Here is a 16,613-nt window from a genome sequence, read left to right on the forward strand (position 1 = left end):
TATCCTTTTACTGAGTCAGGACGCGGGTCAGGATGTCCAATGCTTTACTGAACTGAGCATCAGGAATGGTCAGCGGGTACAGGAAACGGATCACGTTGCCATGCACACCACATGTCAGCAGCAGTAGCCCCTGATTCAACGCCTCTTTTTGGAATGTCTTGGTAATCTCCGCACTAGGTTTACCCGTTTGCGGATCATTGAATTCTACCGCCACCATTGAGCCACGGGCACGAATATCGACGATCGCCGGGCACTTCGCTTTCAGACTTCTCAGCGTCTCTACCAGTGTGGCTCCCAGTTGCTGCGCACGCTGGCACAGTTTTTCGTCTTCAATCACATCCAGTACCGCCAGAGCTGACGCCACCGCCAGAGGGTTACCGGCATAGGTGCCACCCAGTCCGCCCGGTCCTGGGGCATCCATCACTTCAGCGCGACCAACCACGCCAGAAATCGGGAAACCGCCCCCCAGACTTTTCGCCATGGTGATCAGATCCGCTTTTTCTTCGTAATACTCCATCGCAAACACTTTGCCAGTACGGGCAAAACCGCTTTGTACTTCATCAGCAATCAACAGCATGCCGTGTTCATCACACAGTTTACGCAGTGCGCTGATGAATTCCGGTGGCGCCACATTGAAACCGCCCTCACCCTGTACCGGTTCCAGCAGAATAGCCGCCACCTGATCAGCAGCAATATCGGTATGCAGCAAACGATCGATATTTTCCAGCGACTGTTCTACCGTGACGCCATTATGCTCGCTAGGATATACCGCGTGGAAAATGGACCCTGGGAATGGGCCAAAACCGGTGGAATAAGGTGCCACTTTGCCAGTCAATGTCATGGTCAGCAATGTACGGCCATGGAAGGCAGCGTTAAAGGCAATCACACCTGGGCGTTTAGTATAAGCACGAGCAATTTTAACTGCATTTTCAACAGCTTCCGCACCAGTTGTGAAGAAAGTGGTTTTTGCCGGCCCGTGGATAGGCGCTATCGCATTGATACGTTCGGCCAGCGTGATATAGCTACCATAAGGCACAACCTGATAGGCCGTATGAGTAAAACACTCCAGCTGTTCACGTACCGTCGCCAGAATTTTCGGATGGCGATGGCCGGTGTTCAGCACCGCGATCCCAGCAGAAAAATCAATATATTCATGGCCTTCCACATCCCACAGTGTGGCATTCTCCGCCTTGGCAGCAAAGAAATCACACATTACCCCTACACCACGCGGCGTGGCGGCCAAACGGCGTTGATTTAATTCGCTATTATTCATTTTCTGCTCCGATTCGATGAACACACCCAATAGGTTATGGCTGACAATTTTATGTCTTAGTGTTGCTATTTATGCGCGCTATGGCCCTATAATCCAGAGCCAGTTTTTAATATTTGAGGGGTCCACTTTGCGCTCACTACTTACTGACTTGCTATTGCAGGGGCTGGAAAGCCAACAGGAAGGCACATTAAACAAACGTCTTTACGATACTATCCGGCTGGCCATTCTGGAAGGTGCCATTACAGCTGGGCGGCGCTTGCCCTCTTCGCGGGATCTGGCGCAGCAGCTTTCGTTGTCACGCAACACGGTGATCGCCGCCTATGAACAGTTGCTCGCCGAAGGGTACATAGAAACCCGTACTGGTAGCGGTACTTATGTAACAGAACAACTGCCGGATACGGCAATGCCGAACTTGCGTGACGATACTGAACCCGCACCCAGTCCAGTGGTACAAGAGTTTTCCCGCCGGGGCCTGCATTTGCTGGGTTATGCCGGAGCATCGGCAAAACAATGGGGTGCTTTTATGCCGGGCATTCCTGACATCACCAGCTTTCCACATGATCTGTGGCGACGGCTGCAAACTCGTCTCGCTCGTCGACTCAAGCCGGAACAGCTTTCCTATTCACCAATCGGCGGATGCCCGGAACTACAGCGCTCGCTGGTGGACTACCTGCGGATCGCACGCTCAGTAGAATGCACGCCAAATCAGATTCTGATTACTGAAGGGACGCACCAGGCAATGGATTTGCTGGCAAAAATGCTGTGCAATCCTGGCGATCTGGCCTGGCTTGAAGACCCATGCTATTGGGGGATGCGTAACGTACTGACTATCAATGGCCTACGGGTCGCCCCGATAGAAGTGGACGAGCAAGGTATGGTGCCGCCGGATAAGGTTTCCCCTCAATGGGTGCCACGCCTGATTTGCGTCACACCATCCCATCAGTACCCTCTGGGGTCAGTAATGAGCCTGGCGCGTCGTCAACGGTTGTTGGCGCTGGCCCAAGAGCACGGAAGCTGGGTGATTGAAGATGACTATGACAGTGAGTTCCGTTTCTCCGGCAGCCCAATTCCAGCGTTACAAGGGTTAAAAAACCGTCCACCGGTGATTTACATCGGTACTTTCAGCAAAACGCTGTATCCCGGTTTGCGAGTGAGTTATATGGTGCTGCCCCCTCATCTGACCCAGGAACTGAAAATTGCCCATGCCGAGCTGTACCGTGGTGGACATTTACTGACTCAGTTAACACTGAGCCAGTTTATCAGTGAAGGACATTACGCCGCACATATCCGCCGTATGCGTCTACTGTATGCCCGCCGTCGCACCCTACTAAGCGAATTGATCGTACAGCATCTGGGTGAAGACTATCTGGGGTACAACAGTAACGCCGGGTTGCACCTGATTATGCGGCTGCCCGATACAGTGGATGATGTGGTACTCAGCGCTCGCATTCTTCAACGCGGTGTGATGGTAAAACCGCTCTCCAGCTACTACCTGCACCCCACTCATCAACGAGGTCTATTACTGGGTTACGCCAGTGTGGATGAAGATGAAATGGTGCAAGCATTCGGCGTGATTGTCACCAGTCTGAATGAGCTGAAAACGTTACCTGATGTTGGATAATCGCAAGAAAAAAGTGCACATTTTTAGTGCCTTTAATTAACAATAGATCACTATTTTGAGGCATAGGTTATAAGTCTGATCACGCGGACAGTGAGAAAATATGGTCAATATGCCCAGTTTTAAGATTTCATGCATCACCACAGGTAGAACGTGTGGCTCATGCGTTCAGCGTGCCGATTTATCCTGACAACCCTGCTTGTCATGCGCCCATTTCATTAATAGGCATGGTTTATGCATATAACTTGCTGTTCCAGACACAGTGAGAGAATGAAATAATGAAAACCTATGTCAGCTTCAAGAATATTCAGAAAACCTACGATGGCGATCGATTAGTAGTAAAGAATCTTAATCTGGATATTCAGGAAGGCGAATTTCTGACCATGCTGGGGCCATCCGGTTCTGGCAAAACCACCAGTCTGATGATGCTGGCCGGGTTTGAAACTCCGACGCAAGGGGAAATCCTGTTGCGCGATACACCATTGCATAACCTGCCGCCGCATCAACGCGGTATTGGGATGGTCTTCCAAAACTATGCGCTTTTCCCGCATATGACTGTGGCAGAGAATCTGGCATTCCCCCTGTCTATTCGCCGCATGAACCGCAGCGATATCAAAGAGAAAGTGGATCGGGTATTGGACCGGGTGAAATTGACAAACCTGGCGGATCGCTATCCGGCACAGATGTCCGGTGGCCAACAACAGCGTGTAGCGCTAGCCAGAGCCCTGGTATTTGAACCCCGTCTGGTATTAATGGATGAACCGCTGGGTGCATTGGATAAGCAGTTACGCGAACACATGCAGTTGGAAATCAAGGCACTGCATCAGGCACTGGAACTGACAGTGGTCTATGTCACTCACGATCAAAGTGAAGCGATGACTATGTCTGATCGAGTGGCGGTATTTAACGATGGCATCATCCAGCAAATGGATTACCCCAACGATATTTATGAACGGCCACAGAACACATTTGTTGCCCAGTTTATTGGTGAAAACAACACACTGATCGGTACACAGACCGGTACCGATGGCGACTATTACCATGTGAGTCTGGATGACGGTACCACGCTGAAGGCACTGAAAGTCCGGCCAAGTTCACCGGGTAAAAAGATCACGTTGTGCATCCGGCCGGAGCGGGTGAAAGTTAATGACGAACATTTGCCCACCGGCGCACAGCAGATAAGTGCCCGTATTCAGCAGTTTATCTATTTAGGCGACCACGTCCGCGTAATAACCGAAGTCGCCGGACAGCCACAATTTATGATAAAAATGCCTGCTAGCGAGGTAAACCCGGCCTGGAAAATCGGTTCGGAAGTAAAACTGTCCTGGATGCCGGAAAACTTGCGAGCGTTGGATGCCGTCACGACGCACTAAGACGGATGTGTGTATTTGCTGGTATCATGATGCATGTCTGTCAGGCGAGGTAGCCACCGCGTTCGGTATCCCTTCTGGAAGCAAACGCAGTGGCTACTTCAACAACAGGATTAAGTGAAGCGTATTGTAGTTTACGTCTACCTTTAACCGGTTGAAGTCCCTTCCGGAAACCATTGCAATTTACATCGCCGGGCAAAAGTAGCTACGATTTCTTTGTGTGTTGCCTGCTTCAGATTGAGCGCCGAGTCAAATGGATAACCATCTGGCGTTTGGAGAAAGAGAGAGGTAATACCCCAGGAGAGTTTAAACAACAGCAGGTGTTGAAGAGATCCGCATCCCCAAGGACGCGGATAATGAATGCTGACTAGCTGCGAATATTACGGTAAATCAATAATACGACCACCGCGCCAATAACCGCTACAGCAAAACTACCGATATTGAAACCATTGACCCGGCCAAAACCAAAGAACGTACTGATATACCCCCCCACCACAGCACCGATGATTCCCAACAGAACGGTCATAACAAAGCCGCCGCCATCCTGTCCAGGTATAACCCATTTAGCAAGAATGCCGGCGATCAAACCAAAGATAATCCATGAAATAATGCCCATAAATACCTTTCCTCTTAGTTTCTACGCCTATAACCTCAGGCCATCTGCTTAGCGACTTAAGCATTACACCAAATGCGCAAACTTACAAAAAATCAAACCAGTAAATCCATAAAACAGACAATTCTTCTTCTGAACACACAACGAGCCAGTGCGAGTAAAATCCGGCTGAGATCAAAAAAAAACAGATAAATCCATCGTTATCTCCGCAATCGGTAAAACCACTACGCTCAAATTTGATAAGGTACGGGCCTGATTCCGCACCGCAGACGGTTATGATGATCGACAGTGATATTACGCTCAAAAAGCTAGAAATTTTTCTGGCATTTATGGACACAGAACATATAGGCCGGGCCGCAGAACAGTTGAACCTGAGCAGTGTCAGCGTACATCGCGCATTACACACACTGGAGGAGGGTTTTCGTTGCCCGTTGTTTATTCATCGTGGCCGCAGTCTAATCCCTTTACCTTCCGCACACACACTTATGGATTTCGCCCGCGATATTGTCGGGCTGACAGAGAAAGGTATTCAAGAAACCCGGCAAGCAGCCGGTTTTGGTCAGCAACGCATGAAGATTGGCACCATGTATTCTCTGACATTGGAAACTGTCCCCCGCTTGATTATGGGGTTAAAAGTCCGTCGCCCGGAAATCGAAATTGATCTGACGATGGGATCCAACCAAGACCTGCTCATTCAGTTGGAAAATCAGCAGTTGGATGCCATTCTGATTTCGGTTTCCGATAGTCAGGTTGATGCCAACCATTTCGAAACACTCCCCCTGTTTAAGGATGATATTTTCTTGGCGGCACCAGCCGACTCACCACTGATCGTGGACGGCCCGGCTGACTTACGTGATTTTCGCAACCAGAAATTCGTTGCGCTGACAGAAGGTTTTGCCACCTACCACGGATTCAGCGAAGCCTTTCAGATCGCTGGTTTTGAGCCGGATATTGTTACCCGCGTCAACGATATTTTTTCAATGACCAGTCTGGTGCAGGCGGGTGTGGGTTATACCCTGTTACCCGGACGGATGAAGAAAGTCTATGAAAATGGCGTACATCTAATGCCACTGTGTGATGACTACCCAATGCGTCAAACCATTGCGCTGGTGTTTTCCCGCAATCGCGAGCTGGATCCTAATGTTTTGGCACTGGCGGCAGAAGGCAGAATGTACGCTCGTGCTGTTGGTACCGTTTGAGTTTTACCGGGCATACCGGCGATAGCGGCCCACAATTTCCGTTACTGCCTTCACCCCCAATTGACAACGAGAAATAGCTTCACCCTGCACCAATGCTCGTCGGGTTAATCCGGTAAGCACCGAGCCAGGCGGCATTTCGATAGCCAGTTGCACACCCCGTTCGCTGGCCGCAATCATCGCGTCATGCCAATGCACAGTACGCGCCATATTCAATGCCAAATCCCGTGAAATCTGCTCTGATTGCCAGTACACTCGCCCATTACTGCCACTCAGGTAAGCGACTCGCGGACGCTGCACCTTGACTTTCTGTAAGGCATCGGACAGTTGTTGTGCCGCCTCATCCAGTAAAGCACAATGCGAAGGTACACTGACTGCCAACCGCTGAGCTTTATGGGCGCCAGCGTCACGAGCCCGTTGTATCACTCGTTGCATAGCGGCATCACTGCCGGCAATCACCATCTGATCTTCAGCATTAATGTTCGCCAGATAGACTGGTGATGCCACGCTATACTCTTCTACCAGCAGTCGTTCCATCTGCGGTTGTAGTAAACCGCTTATTGCGGTCAAACCATAACCTTGCGGATAGGCACATTCCATCAATTCCCCACGCAACGCCACCAGGCGTACCGCATCACTGAAATCCAGCGCGCCAGAAATCACCGCGGCGGGGAAAGCGCCAATAGACAAGCCACTGACGATATCCGGCGCGACGCCCGACATGTCCAATTCGGTGGCATAAGCCACACCAGCAATCAGCAGGCAGAGTTGAACTGCGCGGGTGTAATGCAGCGCAGAAGCGCTATCCAGCGCCAGCACATTCTCACTCAGCGCATCACTGGCCTGCACGAGCAGTTGCCGCGAGGCCATATTATCCGGTAACTGATGCAACATACCCGCGACTTGCGCCCCCTGCCCGGGAAACGTAAACAGAATTTTCATAGTGTCATCTCATCAGTGTCCCACGGAGAAACAGATAGCCGTGGGCCAGCATTGGTTTTTATCAGTACCCGATCACTACGCAACCACTCCAGCAAGGCAAAGCCGCCTTGTGGTGTTTCAATCTGGACATCCATGCGGCATGGTATTAATTGCAGGCACCTCGTCAGCTCAATCAACGTTGTGCGTTCAACCGGCTGCGGACAACGCACCACGATATCCAGATCACTGTTGTCATGCATCACCGGAAGCCCGGTTGCCAGCGCATAGCCACAACTGCCGGTCACGCCCCAATGCCAGTTTCTCAACAGGCGCAACAAACTCATCAGCGCCTGTACTGGCGGCAGGGAGATAAATGGTGAACGCAATAAAACAAAGGCGTCGGTCACCAGTGACTCGGGGGTTGTGATTCGATGCACAGCCGCAGCGTCTACCCAGACGGCAGCCCGCTGACTACGTTGCGTCCCACGAATGCCCGCAGGAATTCGTCCGGCATGGTGTTTGTCCCGACGGACGACCAGTGGTAGACCGATATGCCATTGCTGACTTACCCATTCAGGCAGCTCCTGTTCGGTGCCCAATGCAGCAAGATCGGCAACCCAGATCAAATCATGCGGACGAATCATCGACAGACTCCAGTTACAATCCGGCAGTCAAGGTGATAAACAACGGCAATGTGATGATACACAGCATCGAGCTAATCAGCAGTGTAGCCTCGGCATCCGGCGACTGTACGCCGAAACGGTTGCCAAAGACGATGCCAAAGAAACCGGCAGACAGAGCAATCATCAGGATCGCAGTAATCGCCACTTCGCCATGTAGTCCCAGTCCCAATACGAGTCCCCATGCCAGTAGTGGCTGCACCAGCAGTTTGGTGATACTGGCAATCACTACCGCACTATTCACCTTCAGCTTACGAGCGGACAAAATGACACCGGTCAGGAACAGTGCCGACGCGGTTGCCGACAGACCTAGTGGTTTAATCGATGTCAGTACGATTTCCGGCATATGGATCCCTACGGCTGAGAGTACCACCCCCAGCAACGGTCCCCAGACAATCGGTTTTTTCACCGAACGCCACATCAGTACCGGTAGCATCGCGAGAGTGGAACCCTGCGCCTGACCTGCGGCTAACGCCTTCTCCCGTTCCAGAATCAACAGACAGAACGGCGTCATCAGTACCGATCCGCAGGCAATGGATACCGCCACCGACAGCGACGTGGTAGTGGATCCCCCCAGTACGCTACCGAGGATTGGCAGGCCGAGGGCCGCATAGTTGGGCAGCGCCACTGTCAACGTGAGTACCGCCGAATCCTGTGGTGATTTGTGTAACACACGCGTACAGAAAAAATAGATCGCCGCATAGGTAATCCACATCGCCAGAACCAACACCACAATCAGTGGCGATTTGTCGACAATGCCGCGCCAGGGCGTCTGTACTGTTGCGCTGAACAGCGCGGCCGGCAGGGCAAAATCCATAACAAAAATATTCAGTAAAGACACATTCTGGTTATCCACCATTTTGGCCTTTCCTGCGTAGAAACCCAGCAACATGATAAGAAAAATCGGGGCCAAGGCATGAATAATCACGTAGGTCATAAATCACCTGTTACCAATAAGAAAAAAATTGTTGATGGTACATTCAGCCTGATGTCTGCACGTTGTGGTGATTATCAGGCAGGTGTCAACGTGCTGATGCGCACTTTTTGCCGTACACACCAGCGCGCACAGCGCGTTTTAGAAAAGCAGGCAGCGCATTAATGCACTACCATTCAGCGCGCATACGTTCCCGCACCAGTTGAGAACTGTGGCGGTTTTTCGCACCTAACCGATTACGCAGATCAGTGCCTTGTTGACGGGCAGAGGTAATTGCATCACTAATCGCCGTATATACCTGTGTTTGTTCATCAACACTGGCATTAAGCGGATCCACAATGGTCAGCAACTGATCCAGCAGCCCCAATGAGTGATAATTTTCAATGTCATAAGCCATCGGCGGAATAGTGGCGGCCAGCTTTTCCAATGCCTCCACCGAACGCAGTGTAATGCGCGCCGCAGAGGCTTTACCCATGGCATGAATCATCACGCCTGCGTCATTGAAAGCGATCAACCGATTAGCCTGATAACCATGCGCCAGAAACGCGCCGGACATCGCCTTGCCGACGATAAGACCAATCACCGGATGCCCCGCCAGTCGAGCACTGGCATAAGCGCCAGCCGCACCAGCCAGCGCCTGATGGATGCCGAACGCTTCTTCCCGACGACCATATGCCTGGCTGGCAACGTCGATGATAGCCACGATGGCTCGTTTTTGTGTTTGCTGACGATCTTCCGCCACCACCTGCGTGACCACTTTCGCTAGCGTCCAGCCTTCCAGCAGCCCGACTTCGCCGTGAGCAGCCCGCGGATACTGATTATTGGCATCCGGTACTACGGCAATAAAACGAGCGGCCTGTCCGTCAATGTCACCGTCGGCGACACGGACAGATGGACAGAGCCCCGTTACCGGTACGGCTCCCGCAGTGAGTAGTGAAAACCAATACGCTCCGCGGCTTAAAGGTAAAATACTCATGCGCGTTCCTCCCGGGTAAATAACTGTTCGGTCAGCGCGGCAGTAGCCTGCTGGCGGGTATCAAAAGACGTCAACCGGTTCAAGAACCAGTCAAACCGTTCCGAGCGATGCTGTTCCGGTACACCACGTTCCAGACATGCCTGCATGGCAGCTTTTACCGCTGGGAGTGAATCGGTCACTTCCCTATCAACAAAACCACTGCGATACCGCACTGAGCCACCGGTCATACTCCAGATAAACGGACGATCACGGGAGTCATACTCATCAATTCCGGCTTCCTGCTCAATGACCTGTGGCCCATTGAGGCCGAGCCGGGCTTCGCGGGTAACGATCAGGTAACTACACAATCCGGCAGCAATCGACATACCGCCAAAACACCCCACTGTCCCGGCAACAATGCCGACAACGGGGGTATAACGACGCAGATCAACAATAGCGGCATGAATATCGGCTATCGCTGCCAATCCGAGATTAGCCTCCTGCAAACGCACACCACCGGTTTCCAGCAACAGCACGGCCTGCGTGGGAATACCTTTGCGGTTATCCTCTGCTGCCAACTCCAGTGCCGACGCCATCTTGGCACCAGAGACTTCCCCCATGCTGCCGCCTTGAAACGCCCCTTCTACCGCTATCACCACTGTCGAATTACCGTTGATGGTGCCTTTGGCGACCACCATCCCGTCATCCGCCTGCGTCACAATGCCCTGTGGTTCCAGCCACGGCGACGTGATACGCTCAAACGGCCCCAGTAACTCGTGGAACGTCCCGTCATCCAGCAAGTTACGCGCCCGCTGGCGAGCACTCAGTTCAATAAAGCTGGTGGCATCACGCATGGCTGGCCTCCTCGAAAACCTGTTCGATGCGTAACCGTGCTACACCTGGCGTGGCACCAAAATCATTAATGTCCAGACAGCCAGACGGCAACGTCGTCAAGGTATTCAGCCGGTCAAACAGCATTTGCCAGTGAACCCGACTACCGTCAACGGACGTTTTAATCCTGATCGTCAATGTCTGATCCGTGGCGGGTTCATACAAAGCTTCCAAATCACCGGAGCCCACCACGCCTACCAATGCTCTGCCCGGCAGACTTTGTTGTGCCGGATAACGTAATTCAATACTTTCCATAACGTCCTCTTATCTGGTTACTCCACGGGCCAAGACCCGATCGAGAAACAATGTGGCGGCGAGTAAATCTGCCGCACCGCCGGGAGATGCGTTGTACTGCAACAGATGCTTTTCCAATGTTTCCAGCGCCTGACGCCCGTCTGGATGGGAAAAACCACCGGCGGTAAGTACCTGTCTGGCACCTTGTTGCATCGCATCCAGCGCTGCCACCCCACCACGAGACAACACGCAGGTGTCACTCAGGCTAGTCATGATTGCCATTAACGCATCCAGTCTGGCGGCCTGCTCACCACTGTTCATCGTCCGGCTGCGCCACAACTGCGGTAACGCCAGCCGTATCACATGAGGAAACCCTTGCTGCGCTTCTTCCCGGGCACCGGGAACGTGATAGCGGCGGGTGGCAATCAACCCCTTACTGAAGCGTTTAGGACTGGCAGAGTCAGACAGTTGTGCCAGTTGTGCCGCCTGTTGCGCCACCTGTTCAGGTGCGCCTTGGCCACCGAGCATGCCGGAAGCCGTTACCAATAGCCCCAGAGCCCAAATGGCGCCGCGATGCGTATTGACGCCAGCGGTGGCCTGCATCATGGCAACTTCACCTTCACGGCCTATTTCTCCGATCTCCCGGCGTAGTGCGACATCAGCTCGGCGTTGCCAACCCGCCAACGCCAGCGCATGGAATGTCGGTTGCAGGCTATAGGCAGAACGCTCCATCAATGCCAGCGACAGATCCTGATGAGCACCGTTGCCACGGCTGTCCACCAGGCCCGGTTTTGGCGACAAGCGAACCTCATCCAGTAGTGCGTGAGTCGCCTGTTCTGCCAGAAACGCGGCACCAGTCTCAGCAGCGCGATCGAAAAAACAGGAAGGAGATAGCATTACCAGCTCCGGAATTTAGCCGGTGGGTTATACAATCCGCCGGACCATTCAACCAAATCGGAAATGCTGCCCGCCGCCAACAGTGAACGACTGGCATCGGTACGCTGAATCCCCATATCTTCCGGGAACACCACCTTGCCTTCCTGTCGCAGGCTCGCCACGCGTTTGGCATCTACGCCCAGACCTATATCAGTAATGCCTGCCACTGCGGCGACCATTGCTCGCCGTTCTTCCAGCGATTTGGCGCGGTACAGGTAGGCAATCCCTTCTTCAGTCAGAACATGGGTGACGTCATCGCCGTAAATCATGACCGGCGCCAACGGCATTGATGTCTCTTTAGCGACATCAACAGCATCAAGTTTTTCCACGAATGTGGGTTTGGCGCCTGCCTGGAAGGTTTCCACCATCTGTACTACCAGCTTGCGGCCGCGCTGAAGTGGATCAGGTTCTTCAATCATGTCCAGCCAGGCAGGGGTAGCGTGGCGACGACCATGCGGATCGTGCCCCATGTTGGGTGCGCCACCGAAGCCAGACAAGCGCCCGCGGGTAACGGTAGACGAGTGCGCCAGCCCATCAACCTGTAAAGTTGAACCAATAAACATATCGACGGCGTACTGCCCGGCCATCTGGCAGAATGCGCGATTGGAGCGCATCGAGCCGTCTCTGCCGGTAAAGAAAACATCCGGGCGAGCGGCAATATAGTCTTCCATGCCCAGTTCGCCACCAAAGCAATGAACGGTATCTACCCATCCGCTTTCAATCGCTGGAATCAAGGTCGGATGCGGATTCAGCGTCCAATGTTTGCAAATCTTCCCTTTCAATCCCAGTTGTTCACCATAGGTGGGCAATAGCAGTTCGATGGCGGCAGTGTTAAAACCAATACCGTGGTTGAGTGACTGCACCTGGTGTTTGGCATAAATGCCTTTGATGGCCATCATTGCCATCAGCACATGCACGGGTTTGATCAGACGAGGGTCACGGGTAAACAGCGGTTCGATAAAGAATGGCTTGTCGGCTACCACCACGAAATCAACCCATGAGCCGGGAATATCTACACGTGGCAGATCGCACTCATCTTCCACCAACTCATTCACCTGAGCGATCACAATACCGTCTTTAAACGCGGCGGCTTCCACCAATGCCGGGGTATCCTCGGTGCTCGGCCCGGTGTACAGATTACCGTGGCGATCGGCTTTGTAACCGGCGATAAGGGCCACATTCGGCACTAAATCCACATACAGTCGAGCATAAAGCTCGATATAGGTGTGAATAGCGCCGATTTCCAGTAAACCATCTTCCAGCAGCTGCGAAATACGCAGACTCTGAGTGCCGGAAAACGAGAAGTCCAACTTACGGGCAATACCTTTCTCAAAAATATCCAGATGTTCCGGTCGCCCGACACTAGGCATGATCATATGCAGATCATGAATATGTGATGCGCTCACCTCCGCTAATTGACGAGACAGAAAATCCGCCTGCTTCTGGTTGTTTCCTTCCAGAATGACACGATCGCCGGGCGCAATAAGCTTTTCCAGTGCGTCGATGATGTCATCGGTGGGAATCACTTTTCCTGAGACCAAACCCTGTACGCTCTCAATACGTCGACGCTTTTCCTGACGACGGGTATCCCAAACGCGTGTGGGTTGCTGTTGAAACGACATATATAAACCTCCCCGGTTATTTATTACGTATTACGCGGGTCGCGTTTTTGCGTAGCAACAGAATAGGAAGGTAGCGATTGGCTATCAATTAATCACCTGTCACAAACGTTAGCCTGGGAGTAATGGAAAATTTTAGAGTCTAAAAATCAATTAGTTAGGATGTGTGATATATTGGCAACGTCACAGTTGGTCTGAAATCCAGTCCGTTTGAAGCGTGGTGGAGATGAAATTGTAAGTGTAAGCACACCGCTTTTAGTTCCACACACTTTTTGAGATTTCCAGTTTTTCAGTCATCAGCCGGTATTCTTCCGGCGTCAGGTTATTCAGGGATTCATGAGGCCGCCCGCTGTTGTATTCCGTCAGCCAGCGCTCTGTGAAGCCGCTGTGTGGGTATTACAAGAAAAAGTGTTCTAACGCAACCGACATGAAGTACAAAGAATATATATTCTTATATAACCCTTTGTTTATTAATCTAATAAAAAATACACAGATATACGGTTCTATACATTACTTTTCATAATTACTTGTATATTGAGGCATTCAAAAGACTTCTCTTAATTTATAGCCGTTTTCCTAAATATTTCCCCATATTTATTGACTAGACTAGTGCTATTACTGCGCTTCATTGCGTTGTTATCAGGCACTGGAGGATAAATAATGCAAGTTGGTAGTAAAGAGCGATTTATCGGACTGGAATGGCTTCGCTTTCTGCTGGGCTGTTATGTCATGATTTATCATACATTCCACGTTTACCCGCAACGTAAAAGTATCCCTTTCCTCAGTGAGCTGACCAGCATGGGATTCTTTGCCACCAGTACTTTTTTTGTACTGTCAGGTTTTTTGTTGACCCATGTCTACATTCGGAATGGCCAGTTACGAGAACCGGCACGGGTATTTTTAGCCAAACGTTTCTTTAATCTGTATCCAATACATATTATCGGCTTAGTAACATCAATCCTGGCTGTTAGCCTGATGTACTGGCTAGCCATTCCTCCTGAAGGTCAGGCGGCCAGTGCCCGTTTTGTTATCTATGACAGCAATGATCCCAGTGTAAATCCTGAAACGTTGCGGCATTACATGACCAACAGCCAGTTGATGTTTAACAGCTTGCTACAACTGTTGATGCTTCAGGCATGGAACCCCTATTTTCTGACGTTTAATGCGCCATTATGGTCTTTGTCCACCCTGTTTTTCTTTTATCTGTTATTTCCGTTGCTGGCCCCCTGGTTGGTGAACCGTCGTTATCCCCGCCTGTGGCTGGCAATGATATGCCTATTCTACCTGGTGCCCGCTGTATTGGCCGTCTGGCACCAATGGTACGGCATACCTTATACCGGCTTATTGCAACGTGCGCCGCTCCTTCGCCTACCAGAATTTTTGGCCGGTGTGCTTGGCTATGCCATTTTTCGCAAATGCCGTGACGGCCAATTGCCGGCACTGACATCCTGGCAAAACAGAGGGCTGGGATGTTTTATCGGATTAAGTTTTATTGCTGCCACCTGGTTGTTCACCCGGAGCGGGGCACCTTATTGGTATTTTCTGCTGCACAACGGGTTACTGCTACCCGCACAAGTTGCACTGGTATACCTGTGTGCACAAGCCAAAGAACCTCGCCGCACCTGGGTAAAAACCTGGTCGACTCGACTGGGGGCGACCTCATTATCTATTTTTGCGTTGCATGTTCCGCTGTTTAATCTGTTCCGCACGGGTGAACAGCTAGTGCGCGGCAATCCACTTGAGTGCTTCACTAATTGGTCACAGTGCATCAGCATAGCCGGTCAGGTGCAATTGTCACTTGTCGGTTACGGCATATTCCTGCTTTCCACCATTACCCTTTGTCTGCTCTTTCAGGAACGGGTAGTAATCAAACTACGTCAATCGCTAACAACGCGCTTTTTGTCTCCTCAGGCTGGGCCACCCCGTCGCGCGGTGTAACTATCTATTCCGCTATAACAGTGACAACAATATGAGTAGCGTCATATATAGCGGAACCTCATTAATAACGTTATTTATAACAATTTACATTCTATCAATAAGACAGTTATGCATAGAGCCCCAGCATGATTCCTGTTAATGTTTGCACCGCCGGGTAGAACCGGTTTTTTCTTTATCGGCCGTACGTCCTCAATGACGTCTTTCACTATGAGTCACTACTGTTTATCTAACAAAATGACAAACTCCAAATATGCAATATCGTCTCTGAGCCTGTTTATCAGTCTCAGTGCCGCAGGTATTTCTTGCAGTTATGCAGACACGGTCTGGTTAGCCAACGGCGACAAGCTCAGCGGACAAATCACCCTACTGGATAGCGGTAAACTGTTCATCAAAACAGACTATGCAGACACCGTTTCTATCTCCTGGGATAAAGTAAAAACTTTCCAGACCGACCATGGAATGATCATTCAGGGTCATCGCTACGAAAAAGGTACGCTTTATCCATCGATAAAACCGGCCGAAACGCGTGCGATCATCGCCCGACCCGCTATCGACGATGGTCAGGTCAGTGGCGCTCAGGAAACGTTGCCACTATCAAGTATCACCACTATGGTAGAGCCTAAGCCGCTGATAGAGGATTTCTCCTGGAAAGGTAATATTGATGTCAGCCTATCTCACAAGAAAAGCTCTACTGAAACCGATAATCATGATGTCACGCTAAACACCAAACTTCGCCACGGTACCTGGCGTCACAACATTGATGCCAGCTACCATATGGCCAAAGAAGATGAAGTGGAAAGTACCAAAAATGCGGCTGGTGAATATGCACTGGATAAATTCATCGACGAGAATTGGTTCTGGCAGACCCGTTATCAATACAAGCGAGACTGGGTTGAAGATATCAAAATCAACCGCTCTTTCGGTACCGGTCCTGGTTATCAGTTCTGGGACAATGACTTGGGCTCGTTCTCTATAACGACGCTGATCAACTCACAGGAATTCATTTACCAAAATGACGAGAAGGACAACTTCTACTCCAGTGGTCTTAAATGGAATTATGATCGCTTCCTGTTCGGTAAGCGTACTGAAGCCTTTACCGACGGTGAAATCGGCCGCTCCTTTGACGGCACGACACCATTATATTTCAAGGCTGGTGCAGGGCTGCGTTTCAAAGTAACCACCTGGTCTTCCGTGGTCATGAAAGTGACACGCGCCCGTACCGAAAGCGTACAGGGTAATGTCAACGACACGTTATATACATTGGGGCTCGGCGTAGGCTGGTAATCAATTTGATATCAGGAACGGCTTCGCTTTCACAAAAACATCCATCTGTGCAAGCAAATGCGTTGCAGTTGTTTAACCGGTTATCCCCGCGAAAGCGGGGATCCGCTCTCGGCAAATTTGTCACCCCGATTACCCAGAAATCGGTTTATTC

16 protein-coding genes and 1 pseudogene are annotated in these 16,613 nt (G+C 51.2%); 6 read left to right on the plus strand and 11 right to left on the minus strand.

Annotated features, from left to right (window positions below; all coding sequences use genetic code 11):
- Positions 1 to 7 precede the first annotated feature (7 nt).
- Entirely contained in the window at positions 8 to 1,273 is a 1,266-nt protein-coding gene (locus PCO85_11825; protein WJV51958.1) for a 4-aminobutyrate--2-oxoglutarate transaminase, read from the minus strand.
- A 127-nt stretch (positions 1,274 to 1,400) separates the two neighbouring features.
- On the opposite strand from PCO85_11825, the gene PCO85_11830 reads away from it, so the two are divergent.
- Positions 1,401 to 2,894 (plus strand): PLP-dependent aminotransferase family protein, encoded by a 1,494-nt coding sequence (locus tag PCO85_11830; protein WJV51959.1) that lies wholly within the window; start codon positions 1,401 to 1,403, stop codon positions 2,892 to 2,894.
- Between the two features lie 275 nt (positions 2,895 to 3,169).
- Positions 3,170 to 4,264 carry an ABC transporter ATP-binding protein gene (locus PCO85_11835; protein WJV51960.1) on the plus strand — a complete coding sequence of 365 codons (1,095 nt, stop codon included), beginning with the start codon at positions 3,170 to 3,172 and terminating at the stop codon, positions 4,262 to 4,264.
- Positions 4,265 to 4,628: 364 nt separating this feature from the next.
- Here PCO85_11835 and PCO85_11840 read toward each other — a convergent pair whose 3' ends face one another.
- On the minus strand, positions 4,629 to 4,877 hold the full coding sequence (locus tag PCO85_11840) for a GlsB/YeaQ/YmgE family stress response membrane protein (GenBank protein ID WJV51961.1): 249 nt from the start codon (positions 4,875 to 4,877) through the stop codon (positions 4,629 to 4,631).
- Between the two features lie 275 nt (positions 4,878 to 5,152).
- Between PCO85_11840 and PCO85_11845 the strand changes: the two genes are divergently transcribed.
- A complete protein-coding gene (locus PCO85_11845) occupies positions 5,153 to 6,073 on the plus strand; it encodes a LysR family transcriptional regulator (GenBank protein WJV56068.1) in 921 nt (306 codons plus the stop codon).
- Between the two features lie 3 nt (positions 6,074 to 6,076).
- Here the strand turns inward: PCO85_11845 and mdcH are convergent, their stop codons facing one another.
- The 3 genes from mdcH to PCO85_11860 are packed head-to-tail and all read right to left on the minus strand — an operon-like array spanning position 6,077 to position 8,608.
- Positions 6,077 to 7,012, minus strand: coding sequence for a malonate decarboxylase subunit epsilon (gene mdcH / locus PCO85_11850; GenBank protein ID WJV51962.1), 936 nt, complete (start codon positions 7,010 to 7,012; stop codon positions 6,077 to 6,079).
- Positions 7,009 to 7,635, minus strand: coding sequence for a malonate decarboxylase holo-ACP synthase (locus tag PCO85_11855; protein WJV51963.1), 627 nt, complete (start codon positions 7,633 to 7,635; stop codon positions 7,009 to 7,011). The genes mdcH and PCO85_11855 overlap by 4 nt, the downstream gene beginning before the upstream one ends.
- A 13-nt stretch (positions 7,636 to 7,648) precedes the next feature.
- Positions 7,649 to 8,608, minus strand: coding sequence for an AEC family transporter (locus PCO85_11860; GenBank protein WJV51964.1), 960 nt, complete (start codon positions 8,606 to 8,608; stop codon positions 7,649 to 7,651).
- Here PCO85_11860 and PCO85_11865 point away from each other — a divergent pair.
- Positions 8,588 to 8,770, plus strand: a complete 183-nt coding sequence (locus PCO85_11865) for a hypothetical protein (protein WJV51965.1) — start codon at positions 8,588 to 8,590, stop codon at positions 8,768 to 8,770. The two genes, PCO85_11860 and PCO85_11865, sit on opposite strands and share 21 nt — an antisense overlap.
- A 4-nt stretch (positions 8,771 to 8,774) precedes the next feature.
- Here PCO85_11865 and mdcE read toward each other — a convergent pair whose 3' ends face one another.
- The 6 genes and pseudogenes from mdcE to PCO85_11895 form a co-directional block, all read right to left on the minus strand.
- Positions 8,775 to 9,581 carry a biotin-independent malonate decarboxylase subunit gamma gene (gene mdcE, locus PCO85_11870; GenBank protein ID WJV51966.1) on the minus strand — a complete coding sequence of 269 codons (807 nt, stop codon included), beginning with the start codon at positions 9,579 to 9,581 and terminating at the stop codon, positions 8,775 to 8,777.
- A complete protein-coding gene (locus PCO85_11875) occupies positions 9,578 to 10,414 on the minus strand; it encodes a biotin-independent malonate decarboxylase subunit beta (GenBank protein WJV51967.1) in 837 nt (278 codons plus the stop codon). The genes mdcE and PCO85_11875 overlap by 4 nt, the downstream gene beginning before the upstream one ends.
- Complete coding sequence (locus PCO85_11880; protein WJV51968.1) at positions 10,407 to 10,706, minus strand: malonate decarboxylase subunit delta; 300 nt, start codon at positions 10,704 to 10,706, stop codon at positions 10,407 to 10,409. The genes PCO85_11875 and PCO85_11880 overlap by 8 nt, the downstream gene beginning before the upstream one ends.
- 9 nt (positions 10,707 to 10,715) lie before the next feature.
- Positions 10,716 to 11,582: a triphosphoribosyl-dephospho-CoA synthase gene (locus tag PCO85_11885; GenBank protein WJV51969.1), complete on the minus strand. Its 867-nt coding sequence runs from the start codon at positions 11,580 to 11,582 to the stop codon at positions 10,716 to 10,718.
- Positions 11,582 to 13,243, minus strand: coding sequence for a malonate decarboxylase subunit alpha (gene mdcA, locus PCO85_11890; GenBank protein ID WJV51970.1), 1,662 nt, complete (start codon positions 13,241 to 13,243; stop codon positions 11,582 to 11,584). The genes PCO85_11885 and mdcA overlap by 1 nt, the downstream gene beginning before the upstream one ends.
- Before the next feature lie 252 nt (positions 13,244 to 13,495).
- Positions 13,496 to 13,618 (minus strand): annotated as a pseudogene (locus PCO85_11895) (integrase core domain-containing protein).
- A 282-nt stretch (positions 13,619 to 13,900) separates the two neighbouring features.
- Between PCO85_11895 and PCO85_11900 the strand changes: the two are divergent.
- Together PCO85_11900 and PCO85_11905 are read left to right on the plus strand one after the other, a co-directional pair.
- A complete protein-coding gene (locus PCO85_11900; GenBank protein ID WJV51971.1) occupies positions 13,901 to 15,178 on the plus strand; it encodes an acyltransferase in 1,278 nt (425 codons plus the stop codon).
- A gap of 234 nt (positions 15,179 to 15,412) precedes the next feature.
- Complete coding sequence (locus tag PCO85_11905) at positions 15,413 to 16,462, plus strand: DUF481 domain-containing protein (GenBank protein ID WJV51972.1); 1,050 nt, start codon at positions 15,413 to 15,415, stop codon at positions 16,460 to 16,462.
- The last annotated feature ends 151 nt before the right edge of the window (positions 16,463 to 16,613 follow it).

Origin of the sequence: Prodigiosinella aquatilis (assembly GCA_030388725.1) — a bacterium.
Lineage (GTDB): Bacteria > Pseudomonadota > Gammaproteobacteria > Enterobacterales > Enterobacteriaceae > Prodigiosinella > Prodigiosinella aquatilis.

Bases quoted from the DNA above. Each gene is read 5' to 3' on its own strand.
- PCO85_11845 (WJV56068.1), top strand. From the start codon at position 5,153: ATGATCGACAGTGATATTACGCTCAAAAAGCTAGAAATTTTTCTGGCA.
- PCO85_11875 (WJV51967.1), bottom strand. From the start codon at position 10,414: ATGCGTGATGCCACCAGCTTTATTGAACTGAGTGCTCGCCAGCGGGCG.
- PCO85_11885 (WJV51969.1), bottom strand. From the start codon at position 11,582: ATGCTATCTCCTTCCTGTTTTTTCGATCGCGCTGCTGAGACTGGTGCC.
- PCO85_11860 (WJV51964.1), bottom strand. From the start codon at position 8,608: ATGACCTACGTGATTATTCATGCCTTGGCCCCGATTTTTCTTATCATG.
- mdcA (WJV51970.1), bottom strand. From the start codon at position 13,243: ATGTCGTTTCAACAGCAACCCACACGCGTTTGGGATACCCGTCGTCAG.
- PCO85_11865 (WJV51965.1), top strand. From the start codon at position 8,588: ATGAATAATCACGTAGGTCATAAATCACCTGTTACCAATAAGAAAAAA.
- mdcH (WJV51962.1), bottom strand. From the start codon at position 7,012: ATGAAAATTCTGTTTACGTTTCCCGGGCAGGGGGCGCAAGTCGCGGGT.
- PCO85_11840 (WJV51961.1), bottom strand. From the start codon at position 4,877: ATGGGCATTATTTCATGGATTATCTTTGGTTTGATCGCCGGCATTCTT.
- PCO85_11900 (WJV51971.1), top strand. From the start codon at position 13,901: ATGCAAGTTGGTAGTAAAGAGCGATTTATCGGACTGGAATGGCTTCGC.
- PCO85_11835 (WJV51960.1), top strand. From the start codon at position 3,170: ATGAAAACCTATGTCAGCTTCAAGAATATTCAGAAAACCTACGATGGC.
- PCO85_11905 (WJV51972.1), top strand. From the start codon at position 15,413: ATGACAAACTCCAAATATGCAATATCGTCTCTGAGCCTGTTTATCAGT.
- mdcE (WJV51966.1), bottom strand. From the start codon at position 9,581: ATGAGTATTTTACCTTTAAGCCGCGGAGCGTATTGGTTTTCACTACTC.
- PCO85_11825 (WJV51958.1), bottom strand. From the start codon at position 1,273: ATGAATAATAGCGAATTAAATCAACGCCGTTTGGCCGCCACGCCGCGT.
- PCO85_11880 (WJV51968.1), bottom strand. From the start codon at position 10,706: ATGGAAAGTATTGAATTACGTTATCCGGCACAACAAAGTCTGCCGGGC.
- PCO85_11855 (WJV51963.1), bottom strand. From the start codon at position 7,635: ATGATTCGTCCGCATGATTTGATCTGGGTTGCCGATCTTGCTGCATTG.